This is a genomic window from Halobacteriovorax sp. RT-1-1 (assembly GCF_047085455.1).
Classification (GTDB): domain Bacteria; phylum Bdellovibrionota; class Bacteriovoracia; order Bacteriovoracales; family Bacteriovoracaceae; genus Halobacteriovorax_A.
Window position 1 is genome coordinate 1,622,743 of sequence record NZ_JBKIXZ010000001.1, and the last position, 18,676, is coordinate 1,641,418.

Consider the following 18,676-nt stretch of genomic DNA (forward strand, 5'->3'; position numbering starts at 1 on the left):
CTTAAAGGAAGATCATTATGGAAAAATACCTAGCTCTCACATTCATAAAACTAAATATTCTAGCATCTTTTGGCGGCCTAGGTGGTCTCGGTGGTCTCGGTGGTCTCGGTGGTTTTGGTCCAGATATAGATCATAACCCAACTTATCGACACCGCACGCAAGATCAAAGGGCCGAAGTTGATAGATGTGTAATTAATCGAGCTGGGCAAGATTATCACTTAAATAAAAGTAACTATTCAATTGATGATCTTTTCTCATTAGTATCAACAACTGAGAAAGGCCAGGAGGTTGTTAATAGAATCAGGCCCTTATTAGATGATGGTAAATTAAAAATAAGAAACCTTTCAAAGCTTGAAAGAGAGCGTAGAGGATTAACACAGAGAACTTCTGCTCTTTTTGACTTTACAATGGAGACACCTACAATCTTCATCGGTCTTGAAGATGAATTAGGACTTGTTGCTCACTTCTTTGTTCATGAAGCAACACATGCTCTTGATGAGCTAATACCACAAGAGTATGAAGTGGATATGATTTATTATAATACATTCAAAGACTTTCAAAAGTTATTCGGTCTAGATCTTGAGCCTATGAAGGATCTTTCAGAATATGAAACGAATAAGATGTATGAAATTTATGAAATAAAAGAGAAAAATCGCGCCCAACATGCTTTTCGTGCTGAACGCTTTGCTTTTGACCAGCAAGGAGTTTTCACTAGTGAAGTTCTATCTGTAGAAGATTGTTATGAAACATATATTTCACAACATCGAGAGAGAAACAAATTAAAACTTTATCGTGTAACTCCTGATGATCATATTTTTAATGCATATGGTATTAATAAAGATTATCTCTAGTACTTAATTTAAAATTCATACTTTAAGCTAAGCCCATAGCTTCTTGGGGCCTCGTTTTGAGTATATAGCTCATCTTGCCAAGTTGGAGGCATATTCGCAAAGTAATAACCACGCAGAGAATATGTTTCATCAAATACATTCTTGCACCAAATTGAGACGTCTAAAGACTTGTAGCGATATCCTATCTTAGTATCAACTATCTGATACGGATCAGATTTCAAATCGTGTGAATTTGAGTAGTAGAAATCATCTGAAGCGTAGAAGTTGATATCCCAATACAGTCCATTTCTATATTTATAGTTAAGGTTTAAATTAACTTGGTAGTTTGGTGCATGAGGCATTTGTCTTCCTTCAAGATCACGTGTACCAATATTGTAGTCTCCGTAGCGCGTTCCAAGTAGACCAAGTCCTGAAGAGAGGTTTAGGCCATATGGTTTTTCAAGACTAGCTTCAATCTCTGCTCCATAATTGAACCCACTTGCAGCGTTATCTGTGTAGAATGTGAACGAACTTGGATCCATTGGATCATCTTGAAATGATGTTTTAACTTGAGCATTATTTCGATACATAAAGAAAAGAGAGCTATTTATTGAAATCCCTTTTTCTTTTATCAGATATTTCTGTCCAATTTCTAATGAATAGAGGTCTTCAGGTTGAAACTCTTTTCTCGAATTTGGTACGGCCGACTGTGTGTTTATACCACCAGGCTTATATCCTTTAGATAGTTTAGCGTATGCAAGATCACCAAGAAGTTCTTTCTTAGATAGCGTGATATTAAGGCCATACATCAGATCTTCTGGTGTAAGATTTGTTTTAATACCGCCTTCTAATGATTCAAATTCTACCTTGCGATATTCTAGACGTGCACCATAGTCTAAGCTCAATTTTTCACTTAGCTCATTTCTACTTTCAGCGTAAATTGAAACTAATTTTGTATCGACTTCTCCACTTATATTTTTTCTTACTGCTGAGTCTTCATAACCAACTTCCTTGAAATCTTCGTTAGATGATTTTAGGTAAATACCAGCTGTCGTGGCCTTTGATGAGAGACGTTGATCCAATGTGAAATCCTCTCGCTCTCTTGGGAACTCAATATTGTAGTCGTAGTCTGCGTTCCATCCTGGGATTGAATTCCAGTATGGATTATTTCCCCAGTCTTCATCGTAGCTATAATAAGATTCGTTTTTGAAGTGAGTTAATATCGATGTACTTGTCAGGTTTGCATTCAAATCTTTTTCAAGTTTTATGTATTGTCCAAATGTTCTACTTTCATCTTTACCTGGTTTATCTGAACGTGTCGTGAAACCGTTGTCTTGAACAAACGCATCGTATCCGTTGTTTTTATCAAAGTAGTGTAACCCTGTCGTTAGAGTTGCCGTGTTAAAGTCCATCGTCAGATTAGTGCGTAGATTTATTTCGTCTTGTCCATTTGTATCCTTGCGACTTAAGTAATCATTGTTCATATAACCATCGCTATCTCTTTTACTAATAGCGAGTGCTAGCCCTGTCGTTTTACTTAGCATTCCTGAATAACTGATACTTTCTTCCCAAGTGTTAAATGATTCATATGAAAGATATGTATTTATTTGGGATTTTTGTGATGGTGTAAGAGATTTTACATGAATCATTCCTGCCATTGCACTTGGACCAAAACGTGTTGCTTGAGGTCCTTTATAGATCTCAAGTTGCTTAACTCCGTTAAGGTTTGTTGTTCCAGAAACTCCCGTATAGTCTATTTCATCTACCATTAAACCAACTGAATAATTCGAAATCCCTTCATATGCTGAGCGCTCTCCAATACCTCTTATTTGAAAGAAGCTTGAGCGAGAGCTACCATTTGCCATATTTAGGTTTGGAATCGCCTTAAAGGTCTCACTGATATCTGTTGATTGTTGTTGCGAAAAATCTTTTTGCGTCTTTAAAGAAATACTATTAGCATCACTGTAATATTCTTTCTTTTCAAAAAGACCATAGATATAGATTGCATTGTCTGAATCTACTGTTTTTGTTTGAGCATGAATTAGTTGGGAAATAAATACTAGTATCAGTATTTTCATCTGAATCTCCTTACGCCAGCATTACCTGGATCAAGTTAGAAGGTTTTACGGCCAATTCCGCTATTCTCAGCCACATTATGGTGCAGCTCCCTTGTATAAATTTTGGTATTAATTACATTAATATAATTAAAAGGGCAAATAAAAAGGCCAGCTAGGCTGGCCCAATTATTTTATTTCTTAGAACTTAACTTTATAGTTTTTTACTTTTACAACGCCTTTTTTGATCTTTGCTGTAATAACAAGTTTAACATCTGTTGCACCTTCACAGTTATAACGAAGGTACATATTAAATAGTGATGCAGAAGCTTTTTCTGGCTGTGCAGTACAAGCTGCTAGGTAGTCTTCTTCAACAGTTCTAACTATTGATTTAACTTCTTCATTTGCCATTAGCTCTTCAACTGTTTCCTCAAAAACACGTTGAGATTGCTCAATTGAATCAAAGTCTGGCATGCTCATTCCTGGAGGTAGTCCAATAGAGATACCGGCCTGTGCATTAAGTGTAAGTAGACACACTAGTGATAAAAGTGCTTTTTTCATATTATCCTCACTATCTATTTTTTGTTTGTATATTTGTTTACTAAATCGCATTTTACATCTGGAAATGCAAGGCAGGCCAAGTATCCCTGAAATTATTTCTTACTTAAATTCTGTAATAATATCGAATACTTCGTTGTAATCAGTTGATTGAATATCATCTGAGATAGATAGTCTAAATCGAGTTTGAATCGAAAAATTTATTGCCGAACAATAACTCTTTGCCGTGTTATTTTTTAATCTTAAATAGGGGATTCGTGCACTAAGTGGGAATATTAACTGATCACACTCTATTGAAAATGAGTCATTACCACTTTCTTGCGCAGTAACAACAATAAGTGAATCTACGATAGATTCACAGCTTGGAAGAAATATTGGGTTAGTACTACGAGGTGCAAATCCTATTAATGCTTCATCATTTGCTCCAAAGACACCTTCGAGCTCTATATTCCATACCTTTGGAACTGGAGAGAAGAAGTCATCTTCTGAAATAGTGTAGTTGAAATGTATTTGATCATTTAATTGTAAATAACGTCCATTCGTCCCAGAACCAGATGAGTCCTCAATAGTCCACTGGAAATCATCAATATTTGTATATGCAGGAAGCTTAATTCTAAGTTGAGTTAGCGTTGTTGCTTTTCCAGTGATAGTAAGCTGATATGTCTGCCAATACCAACGATCTCCATCAATAGCATCATACATCAGCTGATTTTTCACTCGTTGGATATGTCTAATCCCTTTTGAAGTGATGGCCTTTAAATCGAGTTCTGCACTTGTATCAGTCTTAAAACTAATCTCCAGTGTCATTCCAGCTTTTATACTAATGTCTTGGATATCATAGTAGTAATTTGAATTACTCGGTGATGAACAAGAGTAGCTACCTTCATACACTTGCCATGGATCAAGAGTTAGACCATTAAGGCCAATATCAGAATAGCTCTCACATCCAAAAGAGCCACCCATATTACAAGAAGCATAAATGCTAAAAGCAATAAGAGTTATGAATGTGAGAGCTATATTTTTAATCATTATAGGCCGTCAACACCAGTGAAACCAACATTGATTACAGCTTGGAAGTTGTCTGAAGTCGCTTCATCACCAGCTTCAAGAGCGATAATTCCTCTAACTGTAAGTGCTGTGTTATCTGCTAAGGCAGATAGAACTTTAGCGTTTGCTTCACCTGGGTTAGCTGCTGCAGAGTTGTATACTTCTGATGCAACATCAGTAATAGCTTTTTTAGTGTCTACCATGATATCGCCTGATACTAGGCTAGAAGTCGCTCCACCAAGAGTCTGTTGTCCATATGTATCTAGGCCTGCAGATACAAAAATCATTTTTTCAAGTGCTACAGATACATCATTTGAAGAAGATGTTAGAGATTTTGAAATTTTCAGGTAGTCACCTTTGAAAAGTAACATTTTTGATTTGATTTCAAATTTTATATAACGTGTATTTGATTCACCATCAAAAGTACCTAGGTTTAATGTTGCATCTTGTGTGTGTGATCCAAAGCTTGTTGAACTTAGAGTTGCATCACAGTCATTAAATGTTACGTCTTTTCCACAATCAACAAGTGCAATCGAAACACTGCTAACCTTTGGTGAAAATCCACCTGATAATGTAATTGATCCATTTGCTGTTGAATCTGCTGCAAATGAATTGAAGCTTAATGCTGTTGCAAGTGTTGCTAGCTTAATTAATTTCATTGTCTTCTCCTTAAATTTATAAATTAGTTTGAATCATTACTGATTTGAATCCTAATGGTAAGTTTTTGTGATTTGTCCAGTTCTCGTAGTCAATCCCGTATAGCGGAACGGCCGTAAGATTTAATACTTCTGGAAAGTCCAGTCCAGGGTATTGTTGCGCAAATTGTTTTCTTAAATTTCTTAGGTGTGATTTAAGACTAATTTCCGATAAAATTGTCTTACCTCCTGGCAGGAGGTGGTTTTTTATATTGGCCTTAAATAAGTGCAGTTCGTTATCCACAGTTACACCATGAGACTCAAACCCTGATATTGGATCAGTATAGATTAGATTCATCTCAAAGAATGTGTAAGCGTTTCCTTTATTTGCAAGTGCATATGTAAGCTTGTTCTTTTTCTTGTCAAATTTTAAGAATCTCAATTGTGGTGATACTTGAGCCTCTTTAGTTGAGTAATAAATTTCACCAACGATGAAACTTGTTGCTCCACTCATATAATCAATTTTAAATCCGGCCTGAAAACTACCTGTCTTTAAGTCAGAGGCAATGTTAATTTGTAGTCCATAGTGCCTTGTCTCTCCAGGAGCTAAACTCTGTTCAATAGAAAAGCTTTCAATCCCTTTTTCATCTAAAAGTGACATATATGGCGCTAATGAATAACTTACATCTTGACCAATTCTATATGGAAGATAGCTATAACTACCATCTCTTGATTGGATAAGCTCTGTTTTGATAATAGTGTAGCGACAAATACTGTCACTTGTGTTTTTAACAACGACTTCTCTCTTCTTGTCTCCATCTTCAACATAATGTTTGATTGCAGGATGTGACTTTTTGCCATTATCGTCTTTTTGTAGAACGAGACAGGCCGAAGCTGAAAGGTTTGCACAAAGTAGAATGATAGTTAAAAATATTTTCATCTCTTATTGGCCTTAATTATTGTAGAAGAGGTTTCTAGTTCTTCTGATTTGTAGTTTTTCACCATTTTCATTTTCTAACTCAATATCAATAGTGATCTCGTTTTTTTGACTTAGCAATGAAATAAGATTTTTCAAGTCGATATTAATATCCCACATGCCAGAATATACTTCTTCGATTTCTATATCAACTTGATAGCCATCAAGTTCTACGGAAATATCTGAAAGAATTGTGTATTCAGTTTCAGATGAGTCTAATATTAATAAGGCGCTAAATTTAGGCGAACTAATTATACTGCTGTCAAACTCTGAAACAATAAGCTCCTGTGTCGGCAGAGTGTCTGCATTAATGATTTCGAACCCAAATGATATTGTCTGCATATTGTCTTTAGGTAGCTCTAATGTAACTTCTTTCTGGATCTCTTGGTAAATAGGAGAGTTTGCTGTCGCAATTAACTTGTAATTTCCGTTTTTAAGACGTGAGTAATTAATTCCATTTAAAGAACGGGCGCTTATTGGAATAATCTCTCCATTCTTATTTATTAATTGGTATGTGATATCTCCAATTAGAGTATCGAAGTCTTTTTCAAAACGTCCATTCTTGTTAATATCATTATAAGAGAAGACATTGATTGATGATATTTCCTTTAGTGCAAAGTCCACATGTACAGTTTGATTCTTTATGACCTTTGTCCCCTTATAGTATTGCGCTGACTCCAAAGACTTCGCAGTAACTTGTCGCTCAATAAGAGAGATGTGGTCAATATCTGGTTTAAGCTCATTAATGATGTATTTGCCATTTTTGTCGGTTGTTGTGCTTCCTGTTACGCTATAAATATTAAGGCCTTCAACACCCGGCTCAAAGTCTTCACATAGGCCATTTAGGTTTCGATCAATACAGATTCGGCCAGCAATACTACCTGTGCGTTTTCCACCAAAAGCATCTTCGACACCTCTTGGCGTCTTTGCTCCAAAACGGTATTGAAAACGAATACCTATTTGATAATCGATATCATCATATTGATGATTATCTTCCGCTCTTGTATAAATTTCGAATGAATAATTACTGTCTGCTCCTGTTCGAATACCTGCTTCGATATAATCAAGATCAGTTTGTGTTTGTGTTACGTAATCGTTTCTTTGGCCTTCATCATGTCCAACTCTAACGTAGGCATCACCATTAAAGTGGTTATTGTTGATATTATAGTTTACGCCTACACTAGTACGTGTACGATATGAGTCATCCCCATATGATTCATACTCAAAATGCGATCTTATTGTGAACTTTGGTGCTTTGTAGCTTAAATCAACAGATATGAAAGGCTCGTTAGTATAGTCTTGAATATTTGCATCTGTATAATTCTTGCTTGCAACACCAGCTCTCATTGCGGCATATAATTGCTTGTTCTGGTAGGCGAATGTGATGAACTTTCTTTGTTCACTTTCACTTGAGCTAGTTTGATCTTGGTAGTTAACACTGGCCGACAAGCCTCCTCCCATTGGAAAGCTTACACGAACATTATTAGAGCTGCGATGTGATCTACTCTGCTCATTTGTTTCGAAAGTGTCTTTGTTTAGTTCGTCATTTCTGCTAAGTTCGAGAAGAACACCATCAAAATCGTAAGATAGAGAAGTATTATTATAGATAACTTCTTGAAAACGATCTCTTCTATAACCAGAAGTTATTGCAATAGGGAGGTTCTTTCTTACCATGTAACGAATAGCTGTACGGTAATCTTGAATTACTCCACGTTGAGGGTCATCGGAAACAGTTAGGGATGGTGCAAATGATAATTTATCATTAGGATTAAAATTTCCACGATAGCCAATTGAGCCAGATGTTTCTCCAGAGTCTGTATTCTGGTTGATGATAACAAAAGTTCGTTGTCCTGGTTTTGGGTCATATTGAACCATGGCCGCTGTATTAAATTCATCATTTTCGTCAACACCTACTAGCGTTCCAACTTTTAGGTTAGGCAATATATCTCTTGAATAGGCAACACCATCACGGGCCTCGTTACCAACATTTGTATCAACGTCTAGATCGACATTATTTCCAGCACTAAATCGCCAGTTATCACCATCAAAGTGGAATGTGCCACGTGCATCTTGTGCTTGTCCATTGACCATATTTGCTTGTACGTAGCTTGATAAAGAAACATAGTCAGATAGGGCCCCGTTAGAATTTAAGACTACTGAACTTAGATTTGAGTCTTTACCTTCCACACTCATGTAGTCATTAGTAATAGTTAGTGTTGTATCAAGGTAATTACCTTGTCTATCCTGGTTATTTGTTGAGCTAACAAATTTTACCTGGAATTTTTTTTGAAATTTTGTAATTGTTCCAACTTTTGCGCTCACTTCAAAGGCCGCATAAGTTGATGTACTATTTTTAAAGTTAACTCTTACAGGAAGAAGCTTTACTTCATTTGCAGCAATGGTAATAGGGGAGCTGTTTACACTCACACTTACTTCAGGTGTTAAGTTTCTTATTGAGAAGTTATAAACTTCACTTGAGTTACCAGTATTTTTAACCTTTAAGTTAAGAGAGTGATTTTTCTTATTTGTTTCAATATTTTGATCAGCATCAAAAAAATCGAGATTATGTTTCTTGGCAACAACAAAGCTAATATTGTTTTCAATCTTTTCTTGTGTCTGTGTATTGGTAAAAACAATTTTCAATTCATGAATTGTTCCTGCATCAACAAAGCTTGGAGTGTATGTATAAAAAGTTAAATAAGTTAGATCGCCAGCAATTAGGTTTGCTTCTTCTGGGCCTTCGGCACGCCACTGCTGATTACTTTCAATTGTAATTTTATACGTGGCATTTGATACTGATTTTATCGGAAGAACTTGTATGGCAACTTCACCTGGAAGAACACTCTTGTCTGGAAGCATACTAATATCTAGTTCACTACCTAGTACTAGTAAATTGATGAAAAAAACGAATAGGGAAAGCGTAGTTTTTATCTTCTTCATAATGCTCACATCTTAGCTTAAATAAGATGAAAATATTCATTGTTGAGCATTATTTATAACTATGTATGTCTTTTGTACATGAGTAAAATCAGTATTTTATAGGAACAAATGTTAGGTAATCTAAACTTGTTTAGAGGAAGTATTCTGCAACTCCATAGAGTCCGTTTTGCTCAAATGGGAAGATGATTGAGTCGTTAGTTGGATTGTAGTCAAACTCCACACCACGACATGAAAGTTGAGGCATTGTCCAACTCAGGGCACCAAGATCAGTGTCAGTATCGATATTGTGAGCATATAGTCTGCTAGCATAGCAGTAGTAGAGATATTGCGTTCCGCCTCTTCTAGTGTAAACGAAACCGTCATCAATATTTCTAGCTGTATAGGCAATTTGCTCAACGTTTCCGTCTTTAAAGGCAATAATTCTGCGCTGAGCACCACGATACATCTTCGCTGTTACATACTTCGCATCAACACTATCGTAGTAGATATTTCTGTAATTATCCCAGTACTCATATTCACAAGTGCTACCAGAAGTTGGTGCAGTTCTTAGTTCTGTACAACCTTCTTCTGTACTATTGTATCCAAGAACACCCCAGACGTGTTCTTGTCTGTAGCTATCGGCCGAATCATATGCCTTAAGCATAAAGTCTTCGTATCTTAGGTCTGTTGAGTTATATCTCATTCTATTTAAGAATAGCTTACCATTGGCAAAACCAAGAGGTAGGGCCCTGTTTTGATCACCGGCAACATCAATGTCACTGCCAATTTTTCCATCAGAAGTCGGGTCATAATAAGCTGTACCACTTGTATTGCTAAAGACATCTTCCCACATACCTGTCGAGCGGTTAAGCATTGAAAAACGTCCATAGTGCCATTCTACACGGTCCATATAGATATTTCCCGTTGCACGATCAACTACGGTCCAATATGGGTTTCTTACTGGCTGTGTTGTTGCAGCTGCAGCAGTTGAAGCTGTGGCCACTGTACCATTACCTGCGATACTGTGAATATTCCCTTCGATAGTAAATTCTTTTAGATAGTAAGATGAAGTGTCATTTACAACAATCTTTCCGTTATTTAATCTTGTGACACGGCTAATATTACTAAAGCGAGCATTAACGGCATTTACATTATCTCCGTAAGACTGACCTTGGCCAAAGATTGTAACAACTTTCCCTTCGTTATCTAGGGTTCTAATTTTACCGCGGTCACTGAAGTAAATTTTTCCATTCTTATCAACGAAAACCGAATAGATATCCATATTACATGCAGTGGCCAGAGTACCATCTGCACATTCTCCAAGCGTTCCAGAACCTAGGATTCTTGTGTATGTTCCATCAAAATTATTTCGATTCATGTAACTTCTTGCTACTGTTACATATGAGTTACCATCCATACCTGTATAGTTATAGTAGTGATACCAACGGTAGCTATTATCTAGTGGTGTAATAGATTGACCAGTTGTTGGATCAAAATAAATTCTTGCATAAGTATAGTCAGAAGTTGATCCATACATATCACAGCCTGGAAAATTCTTATGGTGATAGGCCGTTCCAGTGATTCCTTGAATCTGAGATGTCGCTTGATTAAATTTGATACCAGTATATCCAACTCGACACTTAGATAGGTCTTGAGATGCCTGCCAACCATTTCCTGTACCACCAAGATAGAATGATTCAACTTGCCCTGTTGCTGCTCTGTAGATACGCACTTTGAAGTTGCCGTCTGTTTCAATACTTTCTGATCTTTCAGCATTAAACCAGATATCACCATTTGGTAGTGGTGTGAATAACACAGCATTCGTACGGTAATCAGAGCTTGATAATCCTCGCATTTGAAGATCTAGTGGGTTTGCTACAGTGTCTGCAGTGCTAGAGCCACCACCAATAATCGTTTCAATTGTTGGGTTTTCAAGATTTAAGTCAACTCTTCTAATTCTGTTATAATCAAGGATTAATAGTCTCCCTTGATAATCAAGAGTGATTTTCATAGGGTAGCGTAGAGTTGCACTCTCGGCCGGTCCACCATCTCCAGTTGACGTTCCAGTTTTTGCAATGAAGAGTTTCTGCTTACCATCTGCAGGGTCAACAGTGATAATACCTCTTTTATAATCTGCAAAATAAATATTACCATCATCAGTAAAGACAAGAGTGTGGATATCAGAAGAGTCACCAACGCGCTTGTTAAAGAATAGGGCCGATCTCGCATCCCCACCTAGACCTGCTTCAGTATTTCCTGCAATAATCTTAATACGATCAGCATTTAATGGAGTTGAAGTAAGCTGTGTACTAATACCTGAGATATTTGTTACCTTAACTCTGATCTTGTATGCAGTTGCCAGAGGTGAACCACCTGTCCACTTAAAACAACCTTCATTTGCAGCTAAAGTGATGCTAGGACAACCGTGATTAGTATGTGGTGAAATTCCTTGTGCTCCAGCAATTGCCGTAAATGTTTGTTCATCTTGTGTATAGAAAAGATTAATTGCCGTAGTCGAAAGACCAACAGCATCGTCTACCTTCCAACGAATATAAAGGTCAGTACCTGTTGGAACAGAGGATTCTGCTCTTGTTGGAGGAATTGATGATAAATCATTATTAGCAGCAGCTACGTCCCAAATTAGTGGAGGAGCATCTTTACTATATACAATTTGATCGTAGTCAGTACTTAGCACTTGTGTGTTTGATGAAATATTTCCAGCTTCATCTTTTACCCAAGCATAAACATCGTATAAAGCAGGCTCCCAACCAAGAAGATAAGAGTAGTCTGTTACAGTGATATTTTGTGCTGGAGTTATTCCAATCGAAGTCGAGTTCACTGCAATCCAACAAGCATCGTCACTTGCAGGTTGAGTCGTTGTATTTGATTGAAGACAAATATGAGTTAGGTAAACATTCGCATTTTGAGAACTAGCTGTTAACGAATATGGAATAAAGTTAGTTGGTGATGGATCCGCAACTCCTGCAGATATCGTATTTATAACAGGAAGGCCTGTTTCACGATACCAGTTACCTGAAACTGTTGTCGTATTAGAGGCAGCGTTCGTTTGAGCAAAATTATATGTATTGTTAACATCTGATGCAGTTGATGCTGTTGTCCATGACCATACACCTGAAGAACAAGTTGTTGTCGTCGTTTGTGCTCCAGTAATATTGATCGTTAATCCATTTTCACACGTTCCTGTGAATGTGGCAGTAGAACCATTATTTTTTATCGCGTTAACATCGATCGCTAGAGCAGGGAAATTAGAGTCTCTTGTCCAAGTATATGTTAGTGCTGATATATTTCCTGCTGAGTCAGATTGTGTGAATGTGAATGCTCTCGTGGCATCTGTAGTGTAATTTGCCGATGTCCATGTCCAAGATGACGCTGAACAAGTAATACTTGCTGACTCTGTTCCAGAGATAGAGATAACATTTGTTCCTTCACAAATACCAGATACTGTTATGCTGTCTCTCAGAACTGTTTCTGATTGGTTTTCTCCGATCTCGATTTGGATTGGTGCTGTCGCATTAAATGCCGGAGCTGTAGCGTCACGTTGCCAAGAAAGAGATAGGGCCGGAGAAGATGTATTTCCTGCAGCATCAGTTTGAACTAAGTTATAAACAAATGTTCCATCTGTTGTTTTTGGTGAAGGTGTCCAGCTCCATGTCCCAGAAGAACAATTAAATGAAGTTGTTTCATCACCTGTAACATAAATCGTATATGTTCCTTCACAAGTACCTGACCATGCGTTTGGTGTGTTAGCATTTGTAAAGTCTGGTGAGATACCAGCAGTTTTAGTAAGAATTGGAGCGACCTCATCACGTATGAAAGTTCTTGTAACAGAAGTCGAGTTACCTGCTGCATCGACTTGATTGATTGTTATATTCTTTGCTCCATCGTTGTCTGAGAAGTTTACTGTTTGTGAGAAAGTCCCACCAGAACAAGCAATCGAAAATGCAGCTTGAATATCACCAGAGATATTAATATTTAATCCACTTTCACAATTTCCGTTAATCGTCGTACTTGATAAGTGGTAAGAGTTATTTGCTGGTGATGTATAACTTAGTGCTGGTGCAATAGAGTCAATCACAAATGCAGCTGACTCAACTGTTGCAGAGTTTCCAGCTAGGTCTGTAAATGAAACTCTAAACTTAGCGTTTGATGTATTAATAGATGGAACACTCCACGCTCTTGTAAAAGATTGTGAACTAATTGGTCCATTAATGGCCGCAGTTGTGCCAATTGAAGACCAACTACTTCCGTTGTAGAAATCTACTTGGAAGTTTTGTGCCGTCGACGTACTGGCATCAGTAGCGCTCCATGCAAGATTGATATTATTTCCGCCTTTTTGAATCGAAGGAGTTGTTAGAGAAAGACTTGGGTTAATTGTATCGTAGTAAACACTTATATTAGTTGATGATGTGGAAATATTTCCGTGTGGATCTTTTGACCAAGCTCTAAGTGTATGAAGCCCTTGAGTTGCACTTGCAAGAGTATATGTTGTAGCATTTGCAACTGTTGAACATGCTACCCATGCATCACCAGCGGCCGGCTGGCTTCCTTCGTTAATGATCACAGAAGAAATATCGCTACAGCTACTTACTGTCATAGTATTTGCAGTTGAGTTCGTATAAGTCGCAGATGTAAGTGCAATAGTCGGTGCAGCTGAAGGTGTTTTATCTGTTACGTTAATCGTTACAGTTTCAACAGAAGCCGCATCAATAGTTCCATCATTTGCAATGAATGTGAATGTTTCGCTACCATGGAAATTAACATTACTAGTATATGTACATGTAAGATCAGTTCCATAACTACCTGTTGTGATACAATTTGAAAGTGTTCCATTAGATGGTGGCGTAACAATTTTATAAGTAAGAGCATCTCCATCGACGTCTGTAGCATTGCTTAATGTAATTGCCAGTGCTGTATTATCATTTGTGGCAAATGACTGATCAGCTGCCATAACTGGTGCATCATTAATAGAGTTTACAATAATCGTAACTGTAGCAACTGTTGAATTAGCTGAGCCGTCATTTACTCTATATGTAAAAGTAGTTGTACCATTAAAATTTGTTGCAGGCGTATAAGTACAGGCACGTGAAGTCCCTCCTGTGCAACTTAATGTTCCTGTCGCTGGGTCTGTAAGCTTGATATATGAAAGTGTGTCACCGTCAATATCTGAGCCAGCATTTAAGTTGAAGTTTAGTATTGTGTCTTCATTTGTTGAAACAGTTTGAGTTGCTGCAAGAGTTGGCACATCATTTACAGCGTTAATTGTAAGGTTAACAGTTGAGCTTGTTGCTGAATCTAGTAGTCCATCATTTGCTAGATATGTAAATGAATCGGAACCATTGAAATTTGCATTTGGTGTATAAGTACATATGATATCAGTTCCGTAAGAGCCTGTTGTGATACAGTCTGTAATTGTACCATTTGTTGGAGAGTTTATTATTTTATAACTAATAGTCTGCGCTGGTAGGTCAACATCAGTAGCTCCATTTAAAGTTATACTAAATGGAGTATCTTCATTAGTTACTTCACTTTGATCTGCAATCATTACTGGCGCATCATTGATTGCATTAACTGTGATATTTACTGTAACAGTATTTGAGTCAAGTGCTCCGTCATTTGCTTTATAAGTAAATGAGTCACTTCCTTCAAAATTAAGACTTGGTGTATATGTACATGCTGTTGACGTTCCACCTGTACATGAAAGAGTTCCGTTTGTTGGATTTGATACAATAAGATATGAAAGCGCATCATTTTCAATATCAGTGGCCGCTGTTAGATTAAAGCTATGGGCCGTATCTTCATTTGTTGAAAAAGACCAGTCTCCAGCAAGAGTAGGAGCATCGTTTACACTATTGATTGTTAATGAAACTGTCGCATTTGTTACAGCAACCCCAACACTATCAGTTGCAGTATAAGTAAATGAATCACTTCCATAGAAGTTTGCATTCGGTGTGTAAGTACACGAGATATCAGTTCCATAGCTGCCAGTTGTAATACAATTTGAAATAGTACCGTTTGTAGGAGAAGTAATGATCTTATAACTTAATGTCTGAGCTGGAAGGTCAACATCTGTCGCACCATTAAGTGTGAAGTTTACAGCAGTATCTTCATTTGTTGAATGTGCTTGATCTGCTGCCATAACAGGTACATCATTCACTGCTGAAACGTTAATTGTAACTGTTGCAAGAGTCGAATCAAGTGCACCATCATTTACTTTATAGGTAAATGTCGTTGAACCATTAAAGTTTAAATCAGGTGTGAATGTACAGGCCGTAGATGTACCACCTGTACAGCTAAGGCTCCCATTTGCTGGAGTTGAAACGATTATGTATGAAAGTGTATCCGCCTCAATATCTGAACCTGCAGTTAGGTTAAAGTTAAGTACTGTATCTTCATTTGTTGATACACTTTGAGTGGCCGCAAGAGTTGGAGCATCGTTTACAGGAGTGATTGTAATCGATACTGTTGAATCCGTTGCAGAGTCTGTTAGTGTGTCATTTGCTCTATATGTAAAAGAGTCACTTCCGCTGAAATTTGCTCCTGGCGTATAGTCACAAATAATATCAGTAGAGTACGTTGATGTATTAATACAGTTTGAAAGTGTACCATTTGCTGGAGCTGTAATTAGTTTATATTGAATTGTTTGTGCAGGGATATCAACATCCGTAGCACCTGAAAGAGTGAAGCTAAGAGTATTATCCTCTGCAATCGTTTCAGATTGGTTTCCGGCCATTACAGGAGCATCATTTTCTGAAGTAATGTTCACGGTAACTGTTGCTACTGATGAATCAAGTTGTCCATCATTTACTTTATATGTGAAAGTAGTTGATCCGTTATCATTTAGGTCTGGTGTATATGAACAATCTCTAGATGTACCACCAGTACAAGTTAAGGTACCTTTTGCAGGGGCTGAAACGATTATATATGAAAGTGTGTCTCCTTCAATATCTGCTCCAGCATTTAGAGTAAAGTTAAGTGCTGTATCTTCATTTGTACTAACTGTTTGAGTTAGAGCAAGTGTCGGAGCATCATTAATAGCGTTAATTGTTAGAGTTACCGTCGCAAAAGTGACTGCATCTGTGACAGTATCATTTGCAATATATGTAAATGAGTCTGATCCGTTGTAATTAGCATTTGGAGTATATGTACAGTCTCTATCATTGATATAAGTCGCAGTCGTTATACAATTTGATAGAGTACCGTTAGTAGGAGCTGACACAAGTTTGTATGAGATTGTTTGGGCAGGAAGATCCACGTCTGTTGCAGTATTTAACGTGAAATTAATTGCAGTATCTTCATTAGTCGTCTCTGATTGATTTGCTCCCATTACTGGAGCATCATTTACTGTGTTAACAGTAATTGTCACAGTGGCCGTTGTTGAATCAAGCTCTCCGTCATCAACTTTATACGTAAATGTATCAGTTCCAAAAAAGTTTAAATTTGGATTATAGCTACAAGCTGTCGATGTTCCCTGTGTACAATTAAGTACACCACTAGTCGTTGATGAAATAATAGTATAATTGAGAGGTGTTGCTTCAATATCACTTCCGGCCGCTAGATTGAAGTTAATGACTGTATCCTCATTTGTCGTTTCTGCTTGAGTAGCTGCAAGTGTAGGAGCATCGTTAACTGGAGTAATGGTTAGTGATACAGTTGCTACACCTGCAGAATCTAGAGACCCGTCATTTGCAATATAACTAAAGCTATCATTTCCATAAAAATTTGTATTTGGAGTATAATCACAAGTTAAATCATTTCCATATGTACCTGTTGTAATACAATTTGAAAGAGTTCCATTATTCGGAGAACTTACAATTTTATATGTAAGGGATGCTTGTGAATTATCAACATCCGTAGCCTGGTTAAGAGTGATTGCAAGTGTGTTATCTTCAGCTAAAGTCAGACTTTGATCTGCACCAATAACTGGCCTATCATTAACATTTGATACATTTAAAGTCACAGTCGCTTCAGTTGAGTCTAGCTCTCCATCATTAACTTTATATGTAAAGGTATCAACACCTACAAAATCTGCGTTTGGTGTATACGTACATTCATTAGTTGTTCCTACACAAGTAAGCGTTCCGTTTGTTGGTAGTGAAGTTGTAATATAAGATAGACTTGGCGAGTCCACATCATCACCAGTTGTCAGAAAGAAGTTGTGAATTGTATCTTCTGTTACATTTACACTTTGGGATGCTACAAGAGTAGGAGCATCGTTAATTTGTTCTACATCGAGAGTATAGATAAATTGATGATGAGGAATTGCTGTGTTTACATTGTCGTCACCATCATTCTTCTTTCCAATTCTAACAATTATCTCAGCACTTGCTGCAGTATCAGCTGGTGGAGTGTAGCTCCATGTACTGGCATTTGAAACAGTCGCTCCATTAAGTATCCATTGATAGGCAACAGGATATGATGAATCCCAGTGAACTGCACTTGTTTTAAAGTCACTAGAAATTCCTTCTTTTAATGAAGTAGGTGTTTCAAGAGTTTTTAACTTCGGTGCAGCATCTTTTAAAATTGCAGCAGTTTCACCATTCGTTAATTCTGTGAAGATGTTGCTTGCCTCTGTATTATTCTCAAGCTCACTGTAAATTAAGTCATAGTCTATTGTTTGATTATCGATACTTGCTTCAATTAAAGCTTCTGTGCGATCGAGATAATCTGCAAGCTCTTTCGTTGGAGTATACTCAAAATCTGTATTCGTGATTTTTGCTAATAATGTTGAAACCGGAGTAATATCTTGTGGAGTAAAGTAACTAGTTACAACTTTTTCTAGCTCATCGCTACAACCAGATACTTTGACTTTGTAACGAGCAGGAGCTGTCAGATCGAGGGCCAACTTTTTTGCATCAAAATTAAAATAAGTTGAAGTGTTGATTCCTTCAAATGTAATCGGGTTATCTTCAAGGACTGTCATTGTCACAAGATCAAAAAGTTCTACCTTTGGATTGTCACAAGTTGTTGCTGCATAGGCATTATTAATGAAGATACTTTTATTTGTTTGTGTTATTAGTCCTGATAGAGGAGGGATTCGCCCTTCAATGGCCGGAGTAACAATGACTGTATTGCTTGAACCAGTGTTTTGTTGCTTAGTATCTATTTCTTCTTCATTTTCTTCAATATCATTTGGAGGAGTTGGGATGGAGTAAACAATTTGTTTACTTTCTTCTTGCTTCTCTATTTTTTCAATTGCTTTTGCAGGCATCCTTTCAAATGAATTATTCGAATAATATGGCCTAGAGTAATCTGAATCGTTTAAGAATACTTGTGTTGAATTATTTTTCTTTTTATTAACAGCAAGTTTTGAAATTTGAAAATCTGCTCTTTTTTTACTCGGTTCAACTGCTTCGTCTACACTTTCTTGTGCAATTGAAGATGGACTTCTTTTACTGAACGTAGCTACATTTGAGTTTAGCCTTGCTTTAACTTTTGGTTTAACTAGTTCATATTCAATACCAATCTCTTTCGCAATCTCACTGTAGCTATTTGTCTTCGCTGTATCTTCTGCAAAGAAGATATAGCTAAAGCTAAATAGTGATGCCAGCGCTAGTCCGACGTAGAGTATTGGTTTTTTCAAAGTCCCTCACAACTTTCTTAATATTTAGCCGATGGTGAATAAAATTTGTTCTTAAA

8 protein-coding genes and 1 riboswitch are annotated in these 18,676 nt (G+C 37.1%); of the genes, 1 reads left to right on the forward strand and 7 read right to left on the reverse strand.

What is annotated here, in order from left to right:
• The first annotated feature begins 17 nt into the window (after positions 1-17).
• The gene (locus ACMAWV_RS08010) at positions 18-851 is read left to right on the forward strand and encodes a hypothetical protein (protein WP_412469608.1); all 834 of its coding nucleotides are present in this window, start codon (positions 18-20) and stop codon (positions 849-851) included.
• An 8-nt stretch (positions 852-859) separates the two neighbouring features.
• Here the strand turns inward: ACMAWV_RS08010 and ACMAWV_RS08015 are convergent, their stop codons facing one another.
• The 7 genes from ACMAWV_RS08015 to ACMAWV_RS08045 all read right to left on the reverse strand — a co-directional run bounded on the left by ACMAWV_RS08015 (position 860) and on the right by ACMAWV_RS08045 (position 18,620).
• A complete protein-coding gene (locus tag ACMAWV_RS08015) occupies positions 860-2,908 on the reverse strand; it encodes a TonB-dependent receptor (protein WP_412469607.1) in 2,049 nt (682 codons plus the stop codon).
• Positions 2,899-3,011: riboswitch (TPP riboswitch) on the reverse strand. Its footprint overlaps the gene before it by 10 nt.
• A 74-nt stretch (positions 3,012-3,085) precedes the next feature.
• The gene (locus ACMAWV_RS08020; protein WP_392991771.1) at positions 3,086-3,445 is read right to left on the reverse strand and encodes a hypothetical protein; all 360 of its coding nucleotides are present in this window, start codon (positions 3,443-3,445) and stop codon (positions 3,086-3,088) included.
• A gap of 99 nt (positions 3,446-3,544) precedes the next feature.
• Positions 3,545-4,471: a hypothetical protein gene (locus tag ACMAWV_RS08025; RefSeq protein WP_412462660.1), complete on the reverse strand. Its 927-nt coding sequence runs from the start codon at positions 4,469-4,471 to the stop codon at positions 3,545-3,547.
• A complete protein-coding gene (locus ACMAWV_RS08030; protein ID WP_392991774.1) occupies positions 4,471-5,148 on the reverse strand; it encodes a hypothetical protein in 678 nt (225 codons plus the stop codon). The genes ACMAWV_RS08025 and ACMAWV_RS08030 overlap by 1 nt, the downstream gene beginning before the upstream one ends.
• A 16-nt stretch (positions 5,149-5,164) precedes the next feature.
• Complete coding sequence (locus ACMAWV_RS08035; protein WP_412469606.1) at positions 5,165-6,064, reverse strand: hypothetical protein; 900 nt, start codon at positions 6,062-6,064, stop codon at positions 5,165-5,167.
• A gap of 12 nt (positions 6,065-6,076) precedes the next feature.
• Positions 6,077-9,040 carry a hypothetical protein gene (locus ACMAWV_RS08040; RefSeq protein ID WP_412469605.1) on the reverse strand — a complete coding sequence of 988 codons (2,964 nt, stop codon included), beginning with the start codon at positions 9,038-9,040 and terminating at the stop codon, positions 6,077-6,079.
• Between the two features lie 130 nt (positions 9,041-9,170).
• Positions 9,171-18,620 (reverse strand): tandem-95 repeat protein, encoded by a 9,450-nt coding sequence (locus tag ACMAWV_RS08045; RefSeq protein ID WP_412469604.1) that lies wholly within the window; start codon positions 18,618-18,620, stop codon positions 9,171-9,173.
• Positions 18,621-18,676: the final 56 nt, after the last annotated feature.

Coding starts and splice junctions, on each gene's coding strand:
- ACMAWV_RS08035 (WP_412469606.1), bottom strand. CDS start 6,064: ATGAAAATATTTTTAACTATCATTCTACTTTGTGCAAACCTTTCAGCT.
- ACMAWV_RS08020 (WP_392991771.1), bottom strand. CDS start 3,445: ATGAAAAAAGCACTTTTATCACTAGTGTGTCTACTTACACTTAATGCA.
- ACMAWV_RS08010 (WP_412469608.1), top strand. CDS start 18: ATGGAAAAATACCTAGCTCTCACATTCATAAAACTAAATATTCTAGCA.
- ACMAWV_RS08015 (WP_412469607.1), bottom strand. CDS start 2,908: ATGAAAATACTGATACTAGTATTTATTTCCCAACTAATTCATGCTCAA.
- ACMAWV_RS08030 (WP_392991774.1), bottom strand. CDS start 5,148: ATGAAATTAATTAAGCTAGCAACACTTGCAACAGCATTAAGCTTCAAT.
- ACMAWV_RS08025 (WP_412462660.1), bottom strand. CDS start 4,471: ATGATTAAAAATATAGCTCTCACATTCATAACTCTTATTGCTTTTAGC.
- ACMAWV_RS08040 (WP_412469605.1), bottom strand. CDS start 9,040: ATGAAGAAGATAAAAACTACGCTTTCCCTATTCGTTTTTTTCATCAAT.